This is a genomic window from Streptomyces flaveus, from assembly GCF_014647675.1.
GTDB classification, from domain to species: domain Bacteria; phylum Actinomycetota; class Actinomycetes; order Streptomycetales; family Streptomycetaceae; genus Streptomyces; species Streptomyces flaveus.
The window spans coordinates 301,344-320,738 of the sequence record NZ_BMPQ01000005.1 but is presented as its reverse complement, the minus strand read 5'-3'; the positions used below and the strand labels follow the sequence as shown (position 1 = coordinate 320,738).

Here is a 19,395-nt window from a genome sequence, read left to right as displayed (position 1 = left end):
CGTGCATAGCGGCGGACTGTGGGCACAATTGGCTTTGGCGTCGGACAGCGGGCAATGGAGATGGGGAGGCAGGAACGACGGTGGCGGAACGGAGCACGGCTGCCGTCGACGTGGCAGACAACAGCGGTGATGAGCCGCTGACCGCCAAGGCGGACCAGTCCACGGCCGACGGGGTGGCCCAGAACCGGGAGCGGGACACGAAAAGCTCGGAGAGCGAAGAGGCACAGGGGAGCGGCGGGGACGAGAGCCCCGGCAGGACCTCACCGCCCGAGTTGCACAGCGGCCACAAGCTCGCCAGACGCTACCGGCTCGAAGAGTGCGTCACCCGTCTGGACGGTTTCAGCAGTTGGCGTGCCGTGGACGAGAAGCTGCGTCGCGCCGTCGGCGTGCACCTGCTGCCCGCCGATCATCCGAGAGCGCGCTCCGTCCTGGCGGCGGCCCGTTCCTCCGCCCTCCTGGGCGATCCCCGCTTCGTCCAAGTGCTGGACGCGGTCGAGGAGGACGACCTGGTCTACGTGGTGCACGAATGGCTGCCGGATTCCACGGAGCTGACGACGCTTCTGGCCGCCGGCCCGCTGGAGGTGCACGACGCGTACCAGATGGTCAGTCAGGTCTCCCAGGCGATGGCGGCCGCGCACCGCGAAGGGCTGGCGCATCTGCGGCTGACTCCGGGCGCCGTGCTGCGTTCCTCGTCCGGCCAGTGGCGCATCCGTGGGCTCGCCGTGAACGCCGCGCTGCGCGGCATCAGTTCCGACACCCCGCAGCGCACCGACACGGAAGGGATCGGCGCGCTGCTGTACGCCGCCCTCACCCAGCGCTGGCCGTACGAGAACGACGCGTACGGCCTCTCCGGGCTGCCGAAGGGTGTCGGGCTCATCGCGCCCGATCAGGTGCGGGCCGGAGTGCACCGCGGCCTGGCGGAACTCGCGATGCGCGCGCTCGTCAACGACGGCGCGACGGCATCCCGTCAGGAACCGCCGTGCACCACGCCGGAGGAGTTGGTGAAGGCGATCGGCGAGATGCCCCGCATCCGCCCGCCGGAGCCCGCGTTCACCGGGCCGCCGGACTACCAGCGCACCACGTACCAGCAGGGCAGCTACGGGCGTCAGACACCGCGGCCCGGCGCCACGCAGCCGGTGCCGACGCCGCCGGCCCCGCTGCAGAGCCGTACCGGCAAGGCCCTCAAGTGGGGCGTGTCCGCGTTGCTCATCGCCGCGCTGGGCCTTGGCAGTTGGCAGTTGGCAGATGCCCTCATGGAGCGCGGGAAGCCCGACGACACCAACAAGACGCAGACGACGGACGACAACGACAAGGGCAGCGACAAGACCAGGCCGGTCAAGCCGATCACCGTTCAGGGAGCGCAGGAGTACGTTGCGGAGGGCGGGTCTCAGGCACCCGAGGACGTGGCCGCGACCTACGACGGCGACAGCTCCACCTACTGGCGGACGAAGAGCTTCCTGGACGGTCCGGAGATGGTCATCAAGCCCGGTGTCGGAATCGTTTACGACCTCGGTTCGGAACAGGAGATCTCGGCCGCCTCGATAGGACTTCGGTACGCCGGTGACCACACGACGATCTCTCTGTACGCGACGGACTCGATGAGTTCCTCGACCTCGCTGAGTTCGATGCAGAAGCTCGGGACGGTGAAGACAAGCGCCACCGACGCGAAGGTGACGATCGACAAGACTGTGAAGAGCCGGTACGTACTCGTGTGGCTCACCGCGTTGCCGCAGGCGCCGGCCGACGGTTACAGCCTGGCCGGCTACAAGCAGGCGATCACCGACGTGAAGTTCACGGGCTGACAGCTCACCGAGGGGGGAGGGTCCGATGGCGGACGACGCCGAGTACAGCGGAACAAGCGATCAGGACCTTCTTACCCGCCATGTGGAGGGTGACCAGGAGGCCTTCGGTGAGCTGGTGCGGCGCCACCGCGACCGGCTCTGGGCGGTGGCCCTGCGGACTCTGGGAGATCGTGAGGAGGCCGCGGACGCGGTCCAGGACGCTCTTGTCTCCGCCTATCGCGCCGCCCACACCTTCCGCGGCCAGTCAGCCGTCACCACGTGGCTGCACCGCATCACGGTGAACGCCTGCCTGGACCGCGCACGCAAGACGGCATCACGGAAGACGTCTCCCGTCGACGACACGGAACGCCTTGAGCAACTCCTGGAGCCCCACGAGTCGGCGTCCGCGCCGGCCGAGCGCAACGATCTGCACCGCGAGCTCCTCGAAGCCCTCGGCACCCTGCCGCTCGATCAGCGGGCCGCCCTCATCCTGGTGGACATGCAGGGCTACCCGGTGGCAGAGGCTGCCCGCGTGCTCGACGTGCCGACCGGCACGGTCAAGAGCCGTTGCGCACGCGGCAGAGCAAGGCTCCTCCCGCTGCTCAGACATCTGCGTACGGACGCCGGAAGTGGCGAGGGCAGCAAGAAGTCGGGCGAGGGACGGAACCGCACGCAGGGGACATCCGTCCCACCCGCAGCGGGGGTACAGGATGCAGGGCCAAGCGATTCAACTGCTGTGAAGGGCGGAGGTGGGCGAGCGTGACATCGACCGACACGGCCGGGCACCCGGAAGTCACAGAGATCTCCGACCTCACCGAAGGTCTGCTCCCGCCCTCGCGTATGACAGATGTGCGCCGGCACGTGGAGGACTGCGCGCTCTGTGCCGACGTGTACGCATCGCTGGAAGAGATCCGCGACATGCTCGGCACACTGCCGGGCCCATCACGCATGCCTGCCGACGTCGCGGAGCGCATCGATGCCGCTCTCGCCGCGGAGGCACTGCTCAATGCCACGGAGCCTGACGCCGACACCGCGGGCGCCCGGGAGCCTGTGGGTGCCTCCCGTCCCGTGGCCGACGAGAGCGACGGCACGCGTGTTTCACGTGAAACATCGACCGCGGCCGACCGCCCGGCAGGCCGCCCTCGCGCCGCCACCGGACCGGGTCGTACGAAGCGCACACGCCCAGGCCGTCGCGGCGCCGTCCTCCTCGGCGCCATGTTCACGGCAGCCGCACTCGGGCTGGGTGGCGTGCTCCTTCAGTCGATGGGCGACGACACCCCGGGCACCACTCCGGAGCAGGGTCGTGCCGACTCCGCGAACACCTTCACCGAGGGGAAGCTGGAGAGTCAGGTCGCGGATCTTCTCGCCTCGAGCGAGGGCCAGGACAGCGGCAGTCGCAACAACAAGTCGACCTGGGGCTCCCAGTCCGACCCAGACGAGCCGAGCACGCTGAAGGAACCCAAAGTCGCGGTGCCCGAGTGCATCCAGCAGGGCATCGGTCGCAACGAAGCCGCTCTCGCCTTCAAGACAGGCACGTACGAAGGCACGAACGTCTATCTCGTGGTGCTGCCCGACGCCTCCAACGCCACACGAGTCACGGCCTATGTCGTCGACTCCGCCTGCGTGGCCAAGTCCCCGGACTCGGCGGGCAAGGTGCTGCTGCAGCAGTCCTACAAGCGACGCTGAGCGACCTCCACTCTGGTCCATGGCATCCAAATGGCATCCGTGCTGTCGCCGTGCGGTCACGCGTCGCCGTGTGCCCGGACACAGTGGGAATGCACGCCCCTTAGGATCCGTTGGGTGGGGTGAGGGCTCTGAGAAAAGCTCCCACCAGTCGTACGAAGCAGTCTTCAGAGACGAGGAATCAAGCCGTGAGCGACGTCCGTAACGTGATCATCATCGGTTCGGGGCCCGCCGGCTATACGGCGGCGCTGTACACCGCACGCGCGTCGCTCAAGCCGCTGGTGTTCGAGGGCGCCGTGACCGCGGGTGGCGCGCTGATGACCACCACAGAGGTGGAGAACTTCCCCGGCTTCCAGGACGGCATCATGGGCCCCGAGCTCATGGACAACATGCGCGCCCAAGCCGAACGCTTCGGCGCCGAGCTGGTCCCGGACGATGTCGTGGCGGTCGATCTGTCCGGGGAGATCAAGACGGTCACGGACACCGCGGGCACTGTGCACAAGGCCAGGGCCGTCATCATCGCCACGGGCTCACAGCACCGCAAGCTCGGTCTGCCCAACGAGGACGCACTATCCGGACGCGGCGTCTCCTGGTGCGCGACCTGTGACGGCTTCTTCTTCAAGGACCAGGACATCGCGGTGATCGGCGGCGGCGACACGGCGCTGGAGGAGGCCACCTTCCTCTCCCGGTTCGCCCGCTCCGTGACGGTGGTCCACCGCCGGGACACGCTGCGCGCCTCCAAGGCGATGCAGGAGCGTGCGTTCGCCGACTCGAAGATCACGTTCGTGTGGGACAGCGAGGTCGCCGAGATCCAGGGCGACCAGAAGCTCTCGGGGCTCAAGCTGCGCAACGTCAAGACCGGCGAGCTGACCGAGCTGGCGGTGACGGGCCTGTTCATCGCGATCGGCCACGACCCGCGCACCGAACTGTTCAAGAGCCAGCTCGACCTGGACGACGAGGGCTACCTCAAGGTCGACGCCCCCTCCACCCGAACCAACCTGACCGGCGTCTTCGGCGCCGGCGACGTGGTCGACCACACCTACCGCCAGGCCATCACCGCGGCCGGCACCGGCTGCTCCGCCGCCCTCGACGCCGAACGCCACCTCGCCGCCCTCGCAGACCACGAGGCCGCGGCGGAGCCCGAGAAGACCACCGTCTGACCCCCAACCACCTCACCGCACCAACCAGTTAAGGAGCCCGCAGTGGCCGGCACCCTGAAGCATGTGACCGACGACTCCTTCGAGCAGGACGTCCTCAAGAGCGACAAGCCCGTCCTGGTGGACTTCTGGGCCGCCTGGTGCGGTCCGTGCCGTCAGATCGCGCCGTCGCTCGAGGCAATCGCCGCCGAGTACGGCGACAAGATCGAGGTCGTCAAGCTCAACATCGACGAGAACCCGGGTACGGCCGCCAAGTACGGCGTCATGTCCATCCCGACCCTGAACGTCTACCAGGGCGGCGAAGTCGCCAAGACCATCGTCGGTGCCAAGCCGAAGGCCGCGATCGTCCGGGACCTCGAGGACTTCATCACCGAGTAACCGAGCTATGCCGTTGCACGGACGCGGCGTTGTTTCACGTGAAACACGAATGGGCCAACCCGGAGGGGGTGGCCCATTCGCATGTACGCCCGGAAGCAACAGACGCCACAGCGTTTACAGCGGCCGAAGAGCCGGCTCCTTCTGCACCGCCCCCAAGAGCCGGTCGAGCGCCAGCTCCACGTCTTCCTTCCAGGAGAGCGTCGTCCGCAGCTCCAGCCGCAGTCTCGGGTACGTCGGATGGGGCCGGACCGTCTTGAAGCCCACCGCCGTCAGGTGGTCGGCGGGCAGGACGCAGGCCGGTTCCTTCCACCGGGCGTCCCCGAACGCCTCGATCGCCTTGAAACCCCGACGCAACAGGTCCTTGGCGACAGTCTGGACCATCACACGTCCGAGTCCCTGTCCCTGATAGCCCGGCATGATGAAGGCCGTCATCAACTGGACCGCGTCAGGGGAGACCGGGCTCGTGGGAAACGCTGTGGATCGCGGCGCATACGCGGGCGGCGCGTAGAGCACGAAGCCCACCGGCACCTCGTCCACGTAGACGACCCGACCGCAGGACCCCCACTCCAGAAGGACGGCGGAGATCCACGCCTCCTTCTCCAGCTCGGGTGTGCCTGCCTTTACCGCGGCCTCACCGCTGACTGGGTCCAACTCCCAGAAGACGCACGTGCGGCAGCGCTTGGGGAGGTCCTGGAGGTTGTCCAGCGTGAGCGGTACGAGCCGACGCCCCATGAAGGCAGTTCCTCACTTCCTTCGCCCGCGGCATCACGAGCGGCTGTCAGAGCGCTCCTTTCCCTGAGCAGGCTGCCGACGAACCCGCCGACCGCGCCAAGCCCCAGGCCCGCGCTCACCAGTCCGGTGCGGTTCATGGCCCGCATGGCCCCCGCCTCCCCATAGAAGGTGCTGTCAGGTGGATGCGCCATACCCGAACGCATCGTATCCACGATGCGATTCCATCGATACCGCCAGAAAGCAAAAGGCGGGCCGTGTTCCGGTACACACCGGACACGACCCGCTCTGGGGGTCGGCCGATAGGAATCGTGACCACCCTTGAGGCTCAGGCCTCAGACCCCTCGGAATCCTCGGAGTCATCGTCCAAGAGACTCTTCTGGAGGACCGGCCCCTCGCCGGGGGCCAGCGAGCCGAGGATCCGTTCCAGATCATCTATTGAGGCGAACTCAACGGTGATCTTTCCCTTCTTCTGGCCGAGGTCGACCTTCACTCGGGTCTCGAAGCGGTCCGAGAGGCGCGTGGCCAGGTCGGTCAGCGCCGGAGAGACCCGCGTGCCGGCCCGTAGCCCCTTGGAGCGTGGCGCGGACTTGGGCCGCGATCCCATGAGGGTGACGATCTCCTCGACGGCCCGCACCGAGAGACCCTCGGCCACGATGCGATGAGCCAGACGGTCCTGCTCCTCCGAGTCGTCGACAGAGAGCAAGGCCCGCGCATGACCGGCAGAGAGCACCCCAGCAGCGACACGGCGCTGGACCGCAGGCGAGAGCTTCAACAGACGCAAGGTGTTGGAGACCTGCGGACGGGACCGGCCGATCCGGTCTGCCAACTGGTCGTGCGTGCAGTTGAAGTCCTTCAACAGCTGGTCGTAGGCGGCCGCCTCCTCCAGCGGGTTCAGCTGAGCGCGGTGCAAGTTCTCCAGGAGCGCGTCCAGGAGAAGCTTCTCGTCCTCCGTGGCCCGCACGATCGCCGGAATGGCCTCGAGCCCTGCCTCACGGCAAGCCCGCCAGCGCCGTTCACCCATGATCAGCTCATAGCGACCCGGGCCCAACTGCCGTACGACGACAGGCTGGAGAAGACCGACCTCCTTGATGGAGGTGACAAGTTCTGCGAGAGCGTCCTCGTCGAACACCTCACGGGGCTGGCGCGGGTTCGGCGAAATGGAGTCGAGGGGCAGCTCGGCGAAATGCGCCCCGACAGGAGCCGCCGGCACTTCCGCGAAACCGTTCGCCGATGGCTCCGCGGTTTCATGTGAAACATTGCCCGGCGGAAGCGTGGCGACCTTGGCCGCCGCGACCCCACGCTCTGCGGTGAGTACGGGCACCGCGGCCGGCGAGGTCGATGCCCCGCCCGCCGCCGGAGGCGCCGCCTTCTCCCCTGCCGGGGCCGCTGGGATCAATGCGCCGAGACCACGGCCCAACCCCCTCCGTCGCTCGCTCACTGGATCCCCTCCACCATGCTCTGATCGTTGTGTGCGCCCAAGTGGGCATGCTGCGCGTCATACGTCACGCCGACGCCGCGCAACGCGATTTCCCGTGCCGCCTCAAGATAGGAGAGGGCACCGCTCGACCCTGGGTCGTAAGTCAGCACCGTCTGCCCGTAGCTCGGCGCCTCGGAGATGCGAACCGAGCGCGGAATGCTCGTCCGCAGCACCTCCTCGCCGAAGTGGCTGCGCACCTCGTCCGCGACCTGGGATGCCAGTCGCGTCCGGCCGTCGTACATGGTGAGCAGGATTGTCGAGACATGCAGGTCGGGGTTGAGATGGCCTCGCACCAGGTCGACGTTCCGCAGCAGCTGACCCAGACCCTCCAGCGCGTAGTACTCGCACTGAATGGGGATCAGGACCTCCGCACCGGCAACCAGTGCGTTGACCGTCAGCAGACCCAGCGACGGCGGGCAGTCGATGAGGATGTAGTCCAGCGGCTGCTCGTACGACTGGATCGCTCGTTGCAGCCGACTCTCCCGTGCCACCAGAGAGACGAGCTCGATCTCCGCACCGGCGAGATCGATCGTGGCGGGTGCACAGAAGAGACCCTCGACGTCGGGCACCGGCTGGACGACCTCGGAGAGCGGCCTGCTCTCGACCAGGACATCGTAGATCGACGGGACTTCGGCGTGATGATCGATACCGAGCGCAGTGGACGCATTGCCTTGAGGGTCGAGGTCGACCACCAGGACCCGCCCACCGTGCAGGGCGAGCGAAGCGGCGAGGTTGACCGTCGTCGTGGTCTTCCCCACTCCGCCCTTCTGATTGGCGACCACCATCACACGGGTCTGCTCGGGCCGTGGCAGACCCTCGCCGGCGCGGCCTAGAGCCTCCACCGCCAGTTGGGCAGCACGACCGATGGGAGTGTCGTCCATCGGGGGCGGTGTTTCACGTGAAACACCGCCCCCCATCGACTCGGTACGGGGACCGGGGACCGGATCGGTCATCGGTCCCGCGATGTTGGCGTCGGACCGCAAGGATTCACTCTCCTCGACTTCAGGCTCGCAATGAACAGAGCCTCCCATGCCTTCGGGGTCGTGAACCAGCGAGGTCCGTTCTTCTGTGGAGAAATCCGCCACTGTGGACAACTTCGCACCCTCTCCGGGCGACGTGTCGTTGCCCGGAGAGGGTTTCCTCTTGAAGGATCTGAGGGGATTGCGGTCACGGGGTCCGGCCTCAGTGCGGCCGCGATTGATGATGCCCTGCAGCAGTGAGCGACGTTTCACGTGAAACACGATGCACAGCGTCCGCGAGGACGCTTGCCCGACACTCCGGCATACGCAGTTTTGGCAGCTTGCGTGGAGTACGTCTCGTCGTCGGGACGGATCAGCGACGACGCCGTGTTCGTCCGGTCCGTGCCGCCTTGGCACGCTTGGCCGCGAAACGTACCCCTCCCGGGCTCTCCCCGACCTCGACCCGTACCACGGTGGCGAGCGGACTCACCACACCCTCTCCTACGTGGAGTACGGAGGTCTCCACGGCACCGAGCTTGCCCAGAGCGGCCCCGGCACTCTTGACCTCTTCCTCCGCGGTGTCGCCCTTGAGCAGAAGCATCTCTCCGTACGGACGCAGTAGCGGCACGCCCCATGCCGCGAGGCGGTCCAAGGGCGCCACGGCCCGTGCCGTCACCACATGGACCGGAGGCAGCTTGCCCAAGACCTCCTCGGCGCGGCCACGGACCACGGTGACATGGTCGAGGCCGAGCAACTCGACGACCTCGGTGAGGAAGTTCGTACGCCGCAACAGCGGTTCGAGCAGCGTGATCTTCAGGTCTGGGCGGACGAGGGCCAGTGGGATGCCGGGCAGCCCGGCGCCGGAGCCGACATCGCACACTGTCACTCCTTCGGGCACGACTTCCGAGAGCACTGCACAGTTCAGCAGGTGCCGCTCCCACAGGCGAGGCACTTCGCGGGGACCGATCAGGCCTCGCCGTACTCCCGCGTCCGCCAGCAGTTCCGCGTATCGGACCGCGTCTGCGAAGCGATCGCCGAATACCGCCCGGGCCTGCTCAGGCGCAGGGGGGAGCTCCGCTGCCTCCATCACGGGGAACCGTCCTTCCGTACCGCACAAGCGCACTGGGCGCTGATCACCAGGGCCACAAGGAACCAACAGGCACTATCAGGCTGACAAAGTTCGGCCCCGCCTGCGCAACAGACGGGGCCGGAGGAACCGTACGTACCGATTCAGGCGGGAAGCACGACGACGAAGCGCTGCGGCTCCTCGCCCTCGGACTCGCTGCGCAGGCCCGCAGCCTTGACCGCGTCGTGCACCACCTTGCGCTCGAAGGGAGTCATCGGCTTCAGCTTCACTGTCTCACCGGAGCTCTTGACCTCGGCCGCGGCCTTGGCGCCCAGCTCGGACAGCTCCTCGCGCTTCCTGGCGCGGTAGCCCGCGATGTCCAGCATCAGCCGGCTACGGTCTCCGGTCTCCCGGTGGACAGCCAGCCGCGTGAGCTCCTGAAGAGCCTCAAGCACCTCGCCGTCACGGCCGACCAGCTTCTGCAGATCACGGCTGCCCGTGTCGCTGATGATCGAGACAGCGGCGCGATCGGCCTCGACATCCATGTCGATGTCACCGTCGAGGTCGGCGATGTCCAGCAGACCCTCGAGGTAGTCCGCCGCGATCTCACCCTCCTGCTCCAGGCGGGTCAGAGTATCGCCACCCTCGGTGGCGGCGGACGTGGTGCCTTCCATCACGGGATGGACTCCTTCTTACTTCTTGGAGGGAGACTTGGGCCGCTGCGGACCCTTGCGTCCGGACTGGGCCTTGCTGCGTGTGCTGCCCGAGGCGGACTTGCCACCCGAGGCAGGCTTACCGCCCGAGGCGGACTTGTCACCCGTCGGCTTGGTGTCCTCCGGCTTGGCGTCCTGCGGCCCGTCGGACTTGCTCAGGGAGGTCTTCGCCCCGGAGTCACCCGTCGTCTTGGCGCCGCTGGTGCCGCTGGTGCCGCTGGTGCCGCTGTGAGTGCTGCCCGACTGACGCCGGGACTTGCTCTGCCGCTTGGGCTGCTGGCGCTTGGGGGTACTGGTCGCCGGGGCACCGTCCTCAATCTCGGCGACGGTCGTGACCTCGCTCTTCACCACGGTGCCGTCGGCCTGGGCCGCGAGGCCCGCCTTGGTCAGACCGTTGATGAACTTGCGCTCGTACTCATTGCGGTCACGGCCCTTGGCCACAATGGCCTTGACGATGGCCTTCTCACCGCGGCCGCGCGTCTTGCCGTGGTGCGTGACGCGCTTGTCCAGGCGCTCCAGGTAGGAGGCCTGGGCCTTGGAGCCCGGGGTCGGGTTGTTGTGGATCACGTACATCTGCTGGCCCATGGTCCACACGTTGGTGGTCAGCCAGTAGACGAGGACACCCACGGGGAAGTTGATGCCGAAGACGGCGAACATGATGGGGAAGACGTACATCAGCATCTTCTGCTGCTGCATGTACGGCGTCTTCACCGTGGTGTCGACGTTCTTCGTCATCAGCTGGCGCTGCGTGTAGAACTGCGACGCCGACATCAGGACGATCATGACCGCGGTGACGATACGGACGCTGGTCAGCGAGGCCTCGAGCGCCGTGACGTCCGCAGAGCTGTCGGTGAACTTCGCGGCCAACGGGGCACCGAAGATGTGCGCCTGCTGCGCACTCTCCAGCAGGCGCGTGTTGATCACACCGACGGTGTCGTTGTTCGCGATGCTGTTGAGCACGTGATACAAGGCGAAGAAGAACGGCGACTGCGCCAGGATGGGAAGGCACGAGGAGAGCGGGTTGGTGCCCGTCTCCTTGTACAGCTTCATCATCTCTTCGGACTGACGCTGCTTGTCGTTCTTGTAGCGCTCCTGGATCTTCTTCATCTCGGGCTGGAGCGTCTGCATGGCCCGGGTCGCCTTGATCTGCTTCACGAAGAGCGGGATCAGGCAGATACGAATCAGGATCACCAGGGACACGATGGACAGGCCCCAGGCCCACCCGGTGTCGTCGCCGAAGAGAGCGCCGTACACCGAGTGGAACTGGACGATGACCCAGGAAACGGGCGTCGTGATGAAACTGAAAATACTGGCAATCGTGTCCACTAATCAGGCTCCTTGAGCATGCGACGGGGTCTCGGCGGCCGGGCTCGAGGGCTGGTCGGACATACCGTGCCCTCCAATGGCCGGTTCGGCGGCGGAGTTCCCGCCCTTGCGTGCGCGCCAGGTGTTACGCAGCATTTCGTGCCACCGCGGACGCTTGCGCGGCGGGACATGGTCCACACCGCCCAGCGACCACGGATTGCACCGCAGGATCCGCCAGGCAGTGAGTGCCGTTCCCTTGATCGCACCGTGGCGGTCGATGGCCTGGTACCCGTAGTGGGAGCACGACGGGTAGTACTTGCACACCGGCCCGAGCAACGGGCTGATGGTCCACTGGTACAGCTTGATGAGAGCCAGCAGTGGGTACTTCATCGCGCGCCCCCTCCCAGTAGCCGCCGCAGAGCGGCATCCAGGTCTTGGGCCAGCTGTGCATGGTCGGCGTCACCCGCACCGGGCAGCGCTCGTACGACTACCAGGCTACCGGGGGGCAGCAGAGCCACTCGATCGCGCATCAGATGACGAAGTCTGCGCTTCACCTTGTTGCGTACGACCGCGCCGCCCACCGCCTTGCTGACAACGAAACCCGCACGCGACGGGGGAGCGCACTCCCCAGGCGCGTGCGGGTCCATTGCACCACTACGCAGGTGGACGACGAGAAGCGGGCGTCCGGCCCGGCGTCCCCGGCGTACCGCGGTCGCGAAGTCCTCGCGCCGCCTCAGCCGATTCTCGGTAGGCAGCACGTCATGACCTGTGCTGCGAGATCAGGCGGACAGGCGGGCGCGACCCTTGCCACGGCGGGTCGCGAGAATCGCGCGGCCGGCACGGGTGCGCATACGCAGCCGGAAGCCGTGGGTCTTGGCGCGACGACGGTTGTTCGGCTGGAAGGTGCGCTTGCTCACTCGGGGGCTCCAGAAAGAATCGGTAGTTGCGGGGTGCCGTCCTGGCTGTCACCGTGCGCCCACGAGTAGCTCGCATTACGCCCGAGTGCACCGCTTCCCGATCACTCCTACGTGATCTATGCCCATCGGAGGCAGGCGGCAGCAGCCATCGACAACTCGACCTGGCAACGGTACGCGCGGCTACGCCATCCGGTCAAACCAGCGGTGACAGGAGACACTATCCACAGGCTGGGGACAACAACTTGAACCGCAGCGGTCGCCCTGACTACCGTGGCTGGACTTCGATTCGTTCCCTTCTCCTGACCCATCTGATTCGTTCGCCCCGCCTGAACTGCCTGGTTCCACCCGCCCACCCGAGTGACATACCGACCCGTCCCGCGAACCACTCGTTCGAGGGACCCGTGAGAGAGCGTGCCCTGTGGCTGACGTACCTGCCGATCTTGCCGCAGTGTGGCCACGCGTATTGGAACAACTCCTCGGTGAGGGACGAGGGCAGGGCGTCGAGGCGAAGGACGAGCACTGGATCAAGCGCTGCCAGCCGCTGGCCCTGGTCGCGGACACCGCACTGCTCGCGGTTCCCAACGAATTCGCGAAGGGCGTGCTCGAAGGGCGCCTGGCGCCGATCGTCAGTGACACGCTGAGCCGCGAGTGCGGCCGTCCGATCCGTATCGCGATCACCGTCGACGACTCCGCCGGCGAGCCCCCGCCGACACCCCCCGCCCAGCGCCGGCCGCGCTACGAGGAGACCGAGCCCCCGTCCGCCCAGGGCGGCAGAGACGGATACGAGGGACGGGACGGATACGAGGGACGGGACGGATACGAGGGGTACGGCCGCCACCGCGCGGACGACCGGCCCCACGACCGCAACCACGACCACCCTCAGGGCCGCCCCGACCCGCTCCCGACCGCCCGTGCGGATCAGCTTCCCACCGCCCGCCCTGCGTATCCCGACTACCGGCCGCGCCCCGAGCAGGGCAGCTGGCCGCGGCCCTCGCAGGGCGACGACTACGGCTGGCAGCAGCAGCGGCTCGGCTTCCCGGAGCGGGACCCGTACGCGACGCCTCCGCAGGACTACCGGCCGCAGTCCCTGGAGCGCCCGCGCTACGAGCAGCAGCGGCCCGACTACGACCAGCGGCCGGACCGCCGCGAGCTGCCCGAGCAGCCGTCGCCGTCCAGCAACGGCCACGTCCACCGCGGCGGCCCCGTCGGCTCGACCCTGCCCGCCTCCAGCGGCGCACCCGGCCCGCTGGCCGCACAGCCGGCTCCCGCGACAGGTCCCGGCGAGCCCACCGCACGCCTGAACCCGAAGTACCTCTTCGACACGTTCGTCATCGGGGCCTCGAACCGTTTCGCGCACGCGGCCGCGGTCGCCGTCGCCGAGGCACCGGCGAAGGCGTACAACCCCCTCTTCATCTACGGAGAGTCGGGACTCGGCAAGACACACCTGCTGCACGCGATCGGCCACTACGCCCGCAGCCTCTACCCGGGCACACGCGTCCGGTACGTGAGCTCCGAGGAGTTCACCAACGAGTTCATCAACTCCATCCGCGACGGCAAGGGCGACAGCTTCCGCAAGCGCTACCGCGAGATGGACATCCTCCTTGTCGACGACATCCAGTTCCTCGCGGACAAGGAGTCGACGCAGGAGGAGTTCTTCCACACCTTCAACACGCTCCACAACGCGAACAAGCAGATCGTGCTGTCCTCGGACCGGCCGCCCAAGCAGCTGGTGACCCTGGAGGACCGGCTGCGGAACCGTTTCGAGTGGGGGCTGATCACCGATGTCCAGCCGCCCGAGCTGGAGACACGCATCGCCATCCTTCGCAAGAAGGCGGTGCAGGAGCAGCTCAACGCCCCTCCGGAGGTCCTGGAGTTCATCGCCTCGCGGATCTCACGGAACATCCGTGAGCTGGAGGGCGCGCTGATCCGCGTCACGGCGTTCGCCTCGCTCAACCGGCAGCCGGTGGACCTCGGCCTCACGGAGATCGTCCTCAAGGACCTGATCCCGGGCGGCGAGAACGCGGCCCCTGAGATCACGGCGACGGCCATCATGGCCGCGACCGCCGACTACTTCGGGCACACCGTGGAGGACCTGTGCGGAGCCTCGCGCAGCCGGATTCTGGTGACAGCCCGGCAGATCGCCATGTATCTGTGCCGGGAACTCACCGACCTGTCGCTCCCGAAGATCGGCGCGCAGTTCGGCAACCGTGACCACACGACCGTCATGCACGCCGACCGCAAGATCCGCGCCCTGATGGCCGAGCGGCGCTCCATCTACAACCAGGTCACCGAGCTCACGAACCGCATCAAGAACAGCTGACAGCTCTTTCCATACGTCGCTGACGGCGCCCCCGGGACACTTCCCCGAGGGCGCCTTTCGCTGATCTCGTACGGCTCCTGCCGGGTTCTCGCGGGTCTTCTGCGGTCGTCCTCCGCCGCTGCGGACCGTGATCTCCCATCGAACCGCGGTCATCCGGCGAGCACCCGCTGTTCGAATACGTGCCGCGTTACGGCCACCCTCCACAGATTCCGGGACTTTCTCGCGTCCACACCCTGGGGACCGGGAAGTTGTCCAGACTGTGTCCACAGGGCGAGCCGGCGAAAAAGGATCGAGCCAGGTCAGCCGACTGTGGATTCGTGGACGGACGATCTCCACAGCCTGTGGACGACGAGAAGATCCACAGGCTGTGCGGAAAGTTGTCCACCGGCGGCCCACAGGTTGAGGCTGGTTGTCCCCAGCGATCTCCGACTTCTCCACATCACTGTCCACTGTTCGGCAACGTGACGTGCACTTTCACCGCCCCGAGTGAAAGGCGTCACACCAAGGTGTCCGGTTGGGCTGTGGGGAACCTGGGCAAACCTGGGGACGCCGCTGGGGAGAACTACCCCGATCCTGTGCATCGAATGTGCAGAACTTTTCCCCGTCCACAGAACACCTGGGTTGTCCACCGCCTCCACCCACAGGGCCAGTGGACAAAAAACCGGTGCTGACCTGCGCATACGGGGTTATCCACGGTATCCACAGCCCCTACTACTACTCCCAACTAGAGAGAGCTGAGAATTCGTTTCGAAGACGGGGCTGTGCACAACTCACTCTCGGCGCCTCAGGTGCTGCTCGGAACGACTTGACCCCGAGGGGCACCGACTGTCAGTGCCGTGCGTCAGACTGGTCCCCGGTGTCCTTCCCCTGAGCGGACCGAGCGACACCGAGTCAGACGACGAACGCGAAGCAGGGCGAGAGCGCCGGCAACAGACGGAGGCGGCAACGGTGAAGATCCGGGTGGAACGCGACGTACTCGCGGAGGCAGTGGCCTGGGCGGCACGCAGCCTCCCGGCACGACCGCCGGCGCCTGTGCTCGCCGGCCTTCTGCTGAAGGCGGAGGAGGGCGCGCTGAGCCTGTCCAGCTTCGACTACGAGGTCTCGGCGCGCGTCTCCGTGGACGCCGAGGTCGACGAGGAAGGCACGGTGCTCGTCTCCGGGCGCCTGCTCGCCGACATCTGCCGCGCCCTGCCCAACCGGCCGGTGGAGATTTCCACAGACGGTGTACGGGCGACGGTGGTCTGCGGCTCATCGCGCTTCACGCTCCACACACTGCCTGTGGAGGAGTACCCGGCGCTGCCACAGATGCCGTCGGCCACGGGCACGGTCCCCGGTGAGGTCTTCGCCTCCGCAGCCGCCCAGGTGGCCATCGCCGCCGGCCGCGACGACACGCTGCCCGTCCTCACCGGCGTACGCATCGAGATCGAGGGCGACACGGTCACGCTGGCGTCCACCGACCGCTACCGCTTCGCGGTCCGCGAGTTCTTGTGGAAGCCGGAGAACCCGGAGGCGTCCGCGGTCGCCCTGGTGCCCGCCAAGACGCTCCTGGACACCGCCAAGGCCCTCACGAGCGGCGACAGTGTGATCCTGGCGCTGTCCGGTTCGGGCGCGGGCGAGGGCCTGATCGGCTTCGAGGGCGCGGGACGGCGTACGACCACGCGCCTGCTGGAGGGCGACCTCCCGAAGTACCGCTCGCTGTTCCCGACAGAGTTCAACTCGATCGCCGTCATCGAGACCGCCCCCTTCGTGGAGGCCGTCAAGCGCGTGGCCCTGGTCGCCGAGCGGAACACCCCGGTGCGGCTCTCCTTCGAGCAGGGTGTGCTGATCCTGGAGGCCGGTTCCAGCGACGACGCACAGGCTGTGGAAAGGGTGGACGCCCAGCTGGAGGGCGACGACGTCTCGATCGCCTTCAACCCGACCTTCCTGCTCGACGGCCTCAGCGCCATCGACTCTCCGGTGGCCCAGCTCTCCTTCACGACGTCCACCAAGCCGGCGCTCCTCAGCGGCAAGCCAGCCGTGGACGCGGAAGCGGACGAGGCGTACAAGTACCTGATCATGCCGGTGCGGCTGAGCGGCTGACGAGTCCGCAGTTGAGGGCGTACGTCTGAGCGGCTATGCCCACAGATGTGCGGGAGCGTCCGGGTTTAGGCTCGGACGCAGGTACGAAAGTGCCCTCACGCCACGTCGTCAGTGAAGGAACCCCCTGATGGAGCTCGGTCTCGTCGGTCTCGGCAAGATGGGCGGCAATATGCGCGAGCGCATACGCCGCGCAGGTCACACCGTCTTCGGATACGACCGCAACCCGGACCTCGCCGATGTCCACAGCATCGAGGAGCTTGTGGGCAAGCTCGACGCTCCTCGCGTGGTGTGGGTGATGGTCCCGGCCGGGGCGGCGACCCAGTCCACCATCGACGAGCTCGCCGATCTCCTGGAGCCCGGCGATGTCGTCGTGGACGGCGGCAATTCGCGCTGGACGGATGACGAGAGGCACGCCGAGGAGCTGGCGGCCAAGGGCATCGGCTTCGTCGACTGCGGTGTCTCAGGCGGCGTCTGGGGCCTGGAGAACGGCTATGCGCTGATGTACGGCGGCGACGCCGAGAACATAGCCAAGGTGCGGCCGGTCCTCGACGCGCTCAAGCCGGAGGGCGACGCGGGCGCCGTGCACGCGGGCAAGGTGGGCGCCGGGCACTTCGCGAAGATGGTCCACAACGGCATCGAGTACGCGATGATGCAGGCCTACGCCGAGGGCTGGGAGCTCCTGCAGGCCGCCGACTCCGTCACCGATGTACGCGAGGTCTTCCGCTCCTGGCAGGAGGGCACGGTCATCCGCTCCTGGCTGCTCGACCTGGCGGTCAACGCCCTCGACGAGGACGAGCACCTGGAGCAGCTCAAGGGTTATGCACAGGATTCCGGAGAGGGCCGCTGGACTGTGGAAGCGGCCATCGACAACGCGGTTCCGCTGCCGGCGATCACCGCGTCGCTCTTCGCGCGCTTCTCGTCCCGGCAGGACGATTCGCCGCAGATGAAGATGATCGCGGCGCTGCGGAACCAGTTTGGCGGCCACGCGGTCGAGAAGAAGTAGTCCACATCCCGGGTTCTCCACACCTGGGATGACCTGGTCGTCCACAAGCAGGGGACAGGCCGGAGGCAACCGGAAGCATCACGTTGGGGAGGTCGGCGAACGACCATGCACGTCACGCATCTGTCGCTGGCCGACTTCCGCTCGTACGCCCAGGTCGAGGTCGCGCTCGATCCGGGCGTCACGGCGTTCGTGGGCCCCAACGGACAGGGCAAGACGAACCTCGTCGAGGCGGTCGGCTATCTGGCGACCCTCGGCAGCCATCGCGTCTCCTCCGATGCGCCTCTTGTACGGGTGGGCGCGGACCGCGCGATCATCCGGGCGCAGGTTCGGCAGGGTGAGCGCCAGCAGCTCGTCGAGCTGGAGCTGAACCCCGGAAAGGCGAATCGCGCCCGTATCAACAGGTCGTCGCAGGTCAGACCCCGTGACGTACTCGGCATCGTACGAACCGTGCTGTTCGCCCCCGAGGATCTTGCGCTCGTCAAGGGCGACCCGGGCGAGCGCCGACGTTTCCTCGACGAGCTGATCACCGCGCGCGCCCCGCGAATGGCGGGCGTGCGCTCCGACTACGAGCGCGTACTCAGGCAGCGGAACACGCTCCTGAAATCGGCCGCGCTGGCCCGCCGCCACGGCGGCCGATCCATGGATCTGTCCACACTTGATGTGTGGGACCAGCATCTCGCGCGCGTGGGCGCCGAGTTGCTCGCGCAGCGGCTCGATCTGATAGCCGCGCTTCAGCCGCTGGCCGACAAGGCGTACGAGCAGCTGGCGCCCGGCGGCGGCCCCGTTGCCCTGGAGTACAAGCCCTCCTCGCCCGAAATCGTCGGCCACGCGCGCGAGGAGCTGTACGAGCAGCTGATGGCGGCCCTGGAGGAGTCCCGTAAGCAGGAGATCGAGCGGGGCGTCACGCTGGTCGGCCCGCACAGGGACGAGCTGTTGCTCAAGCTTGGCCAGATGCCCGCGAAGGGATATGCGTCACACGGCGAGTCCTGGTCGTACGCGCTGGCGCTGCGCCTGGCCTCGTACGACCTGTTGCGGGCCGAGGGCAATGAGCCGGTGCTGGTCCTCGACGACGTGTTCGCCGAGCTGGACACCCGGCGCCGCGAACGTCTTGCCGAGCTGGTCGCGCCGGGTGAGCAGGTCCTGGTGACGGCGGCGGTCGACGACGATGTACCGGCCGTGCTGACGGGGACGCGGTACGTGGTGGCGGAGGGCACGGTGGAGCGCGTATGAGCAAAAACACACCGGAACCGGAGAAGAGCCCCAAGTCTCCCGAACCGTCCGGCGTGGACCTCGCGCGCGTGGCCCTGCGCGCGGCGAAAGAGCAGGCACGCGCGCGTGGAGACGCGGCGCAGCAGAAGAAGCAGGCGCGGCGTGGTGGCCTGCGCTCCGGCGCGCGCGCCGACGGCCGCGATCCGATGGCGCTCGGCTCCGCCATCAACCGGCTGATCACCGAGCGCGGTTGGGAGACTCCGGCCGCTGTGGGCGGGGTCATGGGCCGGTGGCCTCAGATCGTCGGGGACGACCTGGCCAAGCACTGCGTACCCGAGAAGTACGACGAGGACGAGCGGATCCTCGCCGTACGGTGCGATTCCACGGCGTGGGCGACGAATCTGCGCCTGCTCGCCCCGCAGCTGGTGGCCCGCCTGAACGAGGACCTCGGCCACGGCACGGTGCAGCTGATCAAGGTGCATGGTCCCGGGGGTCCCGTCCGCCGCTTCGGCCCCCTGCGCGCGCCCGGCAGCAAGGGTCCCGGCGACACCTACGAGTGAGCCAGACCGGGCGGTATGCCGTTCGTAGCGCGGGGTTGGTATCCCGAAGCGCTGAG

19 protein-coding genes are annotated in these 19,395 nt (G+C 67.5%); 10 read left to right on the top strand and 9 right to left on the bottom strand.

The window, feature by feature from the left end:
- The first annotated feature begins 80 nt into the window (after positions 1-80).
- From IEZ21_RS13405 to trxA, 5 genes are all read left to right on the top strand, one after another.
- Positions 81-1,802: a protein kinase family protein gene (locus IEZ21_RS13405; RefSeq protein WP_189322092.1), complete on the top strand. Its 1,722-nt coding sequence runs from the start codon at positions 81-83 to the stop codon at positions 1,800-1,802.
- Positions 1,803-1,827: 25 nt separating this feature from the next.
- Positions 1,828-2,544 carry an RNA polymerase sigma factor SigM gene (gene sigM / locus IEZ21_RS13400; protein ID WP_189322091.1) on the top strand — a complete coding sequence of 239 codons (717 nt, stop codon included), beginning with the start codon at positions 1,828-1,830 and terminating at the stop codon, positions 2,542-2,544.
- Positions 2,541-3,467, top strand: a complete 927-nt coding sequence (locus IEZ21_RS13395; RefSeq protein ID WP_189322090.1) for an anti-sigma factor family protein — start codon at positions 2,541-2,543, stop codon at positions 3,465-3,467. The genes sigM and IEZ21_RS13395 overlap by 4 nt, the downstream gene beginning before the upstream one ends.
- Before the next feature lie 185 nt (positions 3,468-3,652).
- Positions 3,653-4,624, top strand: a complete 972-nt coding sequence (gene trxB / locus IEZ21_RS13390; RefSeq protein WP_189322089.1) for a thioredoxin-disulfide reductase — start codon at positions 3,653-3,655, stop codon at positions 4,622-4,624.
- A 42-nt stretch (positions 4,625-4,666) separates the two neighbouring features.
- A complete protein-coding gene (gene trxA, locus IEZ21_RS13385; RefSeq protein ID WP_033321301.1) occupies positions 4,667-4,999 on the top strand; it encodes a thioredoxin in 333 nt (110 codons plus the stop codon).
- A 114-nt stretch (positions 5,000-5,113) separates the two neighbouring features.
- On the opposite strand, the gene IEZ21_RS13380 is transcribed toward trxA, so the two are convergent.
- From IEZ21_RS13380 to rpmH, 9 genes are all read right to left on the bottom strand, one after another.
- Positions 5,114-5,731: a GNAT family N-acetyltransferase gene (locus tag IEZ21_RS13380; protein WP_189322088.1), complete on the bottom strand. Its 618-nt coding sequence runs from the start codon at positions 5,729-5,731 to the stop codon at positions 5,114-5,116.
- 325 nt (positions 5,732-6,056) lie between these two features.
- Positions 6,057-7,169 (bottom strand): ParB/RepB/Spo0J family partition protein, encoded by a 1,113-nt coding sequence (locus IEZ21_RS13375; RefSeq protein ID WP_189322087.1) that lies wholly within the window; start codon positions 7,167-7,169, stop codon positions 6,057-6,059.
- The gene (locus IEZ21_RS13370) at positions 7,166-8,239 is read right to left on the bottom strand and encodes a ParA family protein (RefSeq protein ID WP_189322278.1); all 1,074 of its coding nucleotides are present in this window, start codon (positions 8,237-8,239) and stop codon (positions 7,166-7,168) included. The genes IEZ21_RS13375 and IEZ21_RS13370 overlap by 4 nt, the downstream gene beginning before the upstream one ends.
- 301 nt (positions 8,240-8,540) lie before the next feature.
- Entirely contained in the window at positions 8,541-9,257 is a 717-nt protein-coding gene (rsmG, locus tag IEZ21_RS13365; protein ID WP_033321304.1) for a 16S rRNA (guanine(527)-N(7))-methyltransferase RsmG, read from the bottom strand.
- Between the two features lie 140 nt (positions 9,258-9,397).
- The gene (locus tag IEZ21_RS13360; RefSeq protein WP_189322086.1) at positions 9,398-9,910 is read right to left on the bottom strand and encodes a Jag family protein; all 513 of its coding nucleotides are present in this window, start codon (positions 9,908-9,910) and stop codon (positions 9,398-9,400) included.
- Between the two features lie 15 nt (positions 9,911-9,925).
- On the bottom strand, positions 9,926-11,272 hold the full coding sequence (gene yidC, locus IEZ21_RS13355) for a membrane protein insertase YidC (protein ID WP_189322085.1): 1,347 nt from the start codon (positions 11,270-11,272) through the stop codon (positions 9,926-9,928).
- Between the two features lie 3 nt (positions 11,273-11,275).
- Positions 11,276-11,641: a membrane protein insertion efficiency factor YidD gene (yidD, locus tag IEZ21_RS13350; protein ID WP_033321307.1), complete on the bottom strand. Its 366-nt coding sequence runs from the start codon at positions 11,639-11,641 to the stop codon at positions 11,276-11,278.
- A complete protein-coding gene (rnpA, locus tag IEZ21_RS13345) occupies positions 11,638-12,009 on the bottom strand; it encodes a ribonuclease P protein component (protein WP_189322084.1) in 372 nt (123 codons plus the stop codon). Before rnpA ends, yidD begins: the two co-directional genes overlap by 4 nt.
- A 21-nt stretch (positions 12,010-12,030) precedes the next feature.
- Positions 12,031-12,168 (bottom strand): 50S ribosomal protein L34, encoded by a 138-nt coding sequence (gene rpmH, locus IEZ21_RS13340; RefSeq protein ID WP_030354375.1) that lies wholly within the window; start codon positions 12,166-12,168, stop codon positions 12,031-12,033.
- 418 nt (positions 12,169-12,586) lie between these two features.
- Here rpmH and dnaA point away from each other — a divergent pair, with 418 nt between their 5' ends.
- The 5 genes from dnaA to IEZ21_RS13315 all read left to right on the top strand — a co-directional run bounded on the left by dnaA (position 12,587) and on the right by IEZ21_RS13315 (position 19,339).
- Complete coding sequence (dnaA, locus tag IEZ21_RS13335; protein WP_189322083.1) at positions 12,587-14,488, top strand: chromosomal replication initiator protein DnaA; 1,902 nt, start codon at positions 12,587-12,589, stop codon at positions 14,486-14,488.
- A 948-nt stretch (positions 14,489-15,436) separates the two neighbouring features.
- Positions 15,437-16,567: a DNA polymerase III subunit beta gene (dnaN, locus tag IEZ21_RS13330; protein WP_033321309.1), complete on the top strand. Its 1,131-nt coding sequence runs from the start codon at positions 15,437-15,439 to the stop codon at positions 16,565-16,567.
- Positions 16,568-16,694: 127 nt separating this feature from the next.
- Positions 16,695-17,570, top strand: a complete 876-nt coding sequence (gene gnd, locus IEZ21_RS13325; RefSeq protein ID WP_189322082.1) for a phosphogluconate dehydrogenase (NAD(+)-dependent, decarboxylating) — start codon at positions 16,695-16,697, stop codon at positions 17,568-17,570.
- A 105-nt stretch (positions 17,571-17,675) separates the two neighbouring features.
- Positions 17,676-18,800 carry a DNA replication/repair protein RecF gene (recF, locus tag IEZ21_RS13320; protein ID WP_189322081.1) on the top strand — a complete coding sequence of 375 codons (1,125 nt, stop codon included), beginning with the start codon at positions 17,676-17,678 and terminating at the stop codon, positions 18,798-18,800.
- Positions 18,797-19,339 carry a DciA family protein gene (locus IEZ21_RS13315; RefSeq protein ID WP_189322080.1) on the top strand — a complete coding sequence of 181 codons (543 nt, stop codon included), beginning with the start codon at positions 18,797-18,799 and terminating at the stop codon, positions 19,337-19,339. The genes recF and IEZ21_RS13315 overlap by 4 nt, the downstream gene beginning before the upstream one ends.
- The last annotated feature ends 56 nt before the right edge of the window (positions 19,340-19,395 follow it).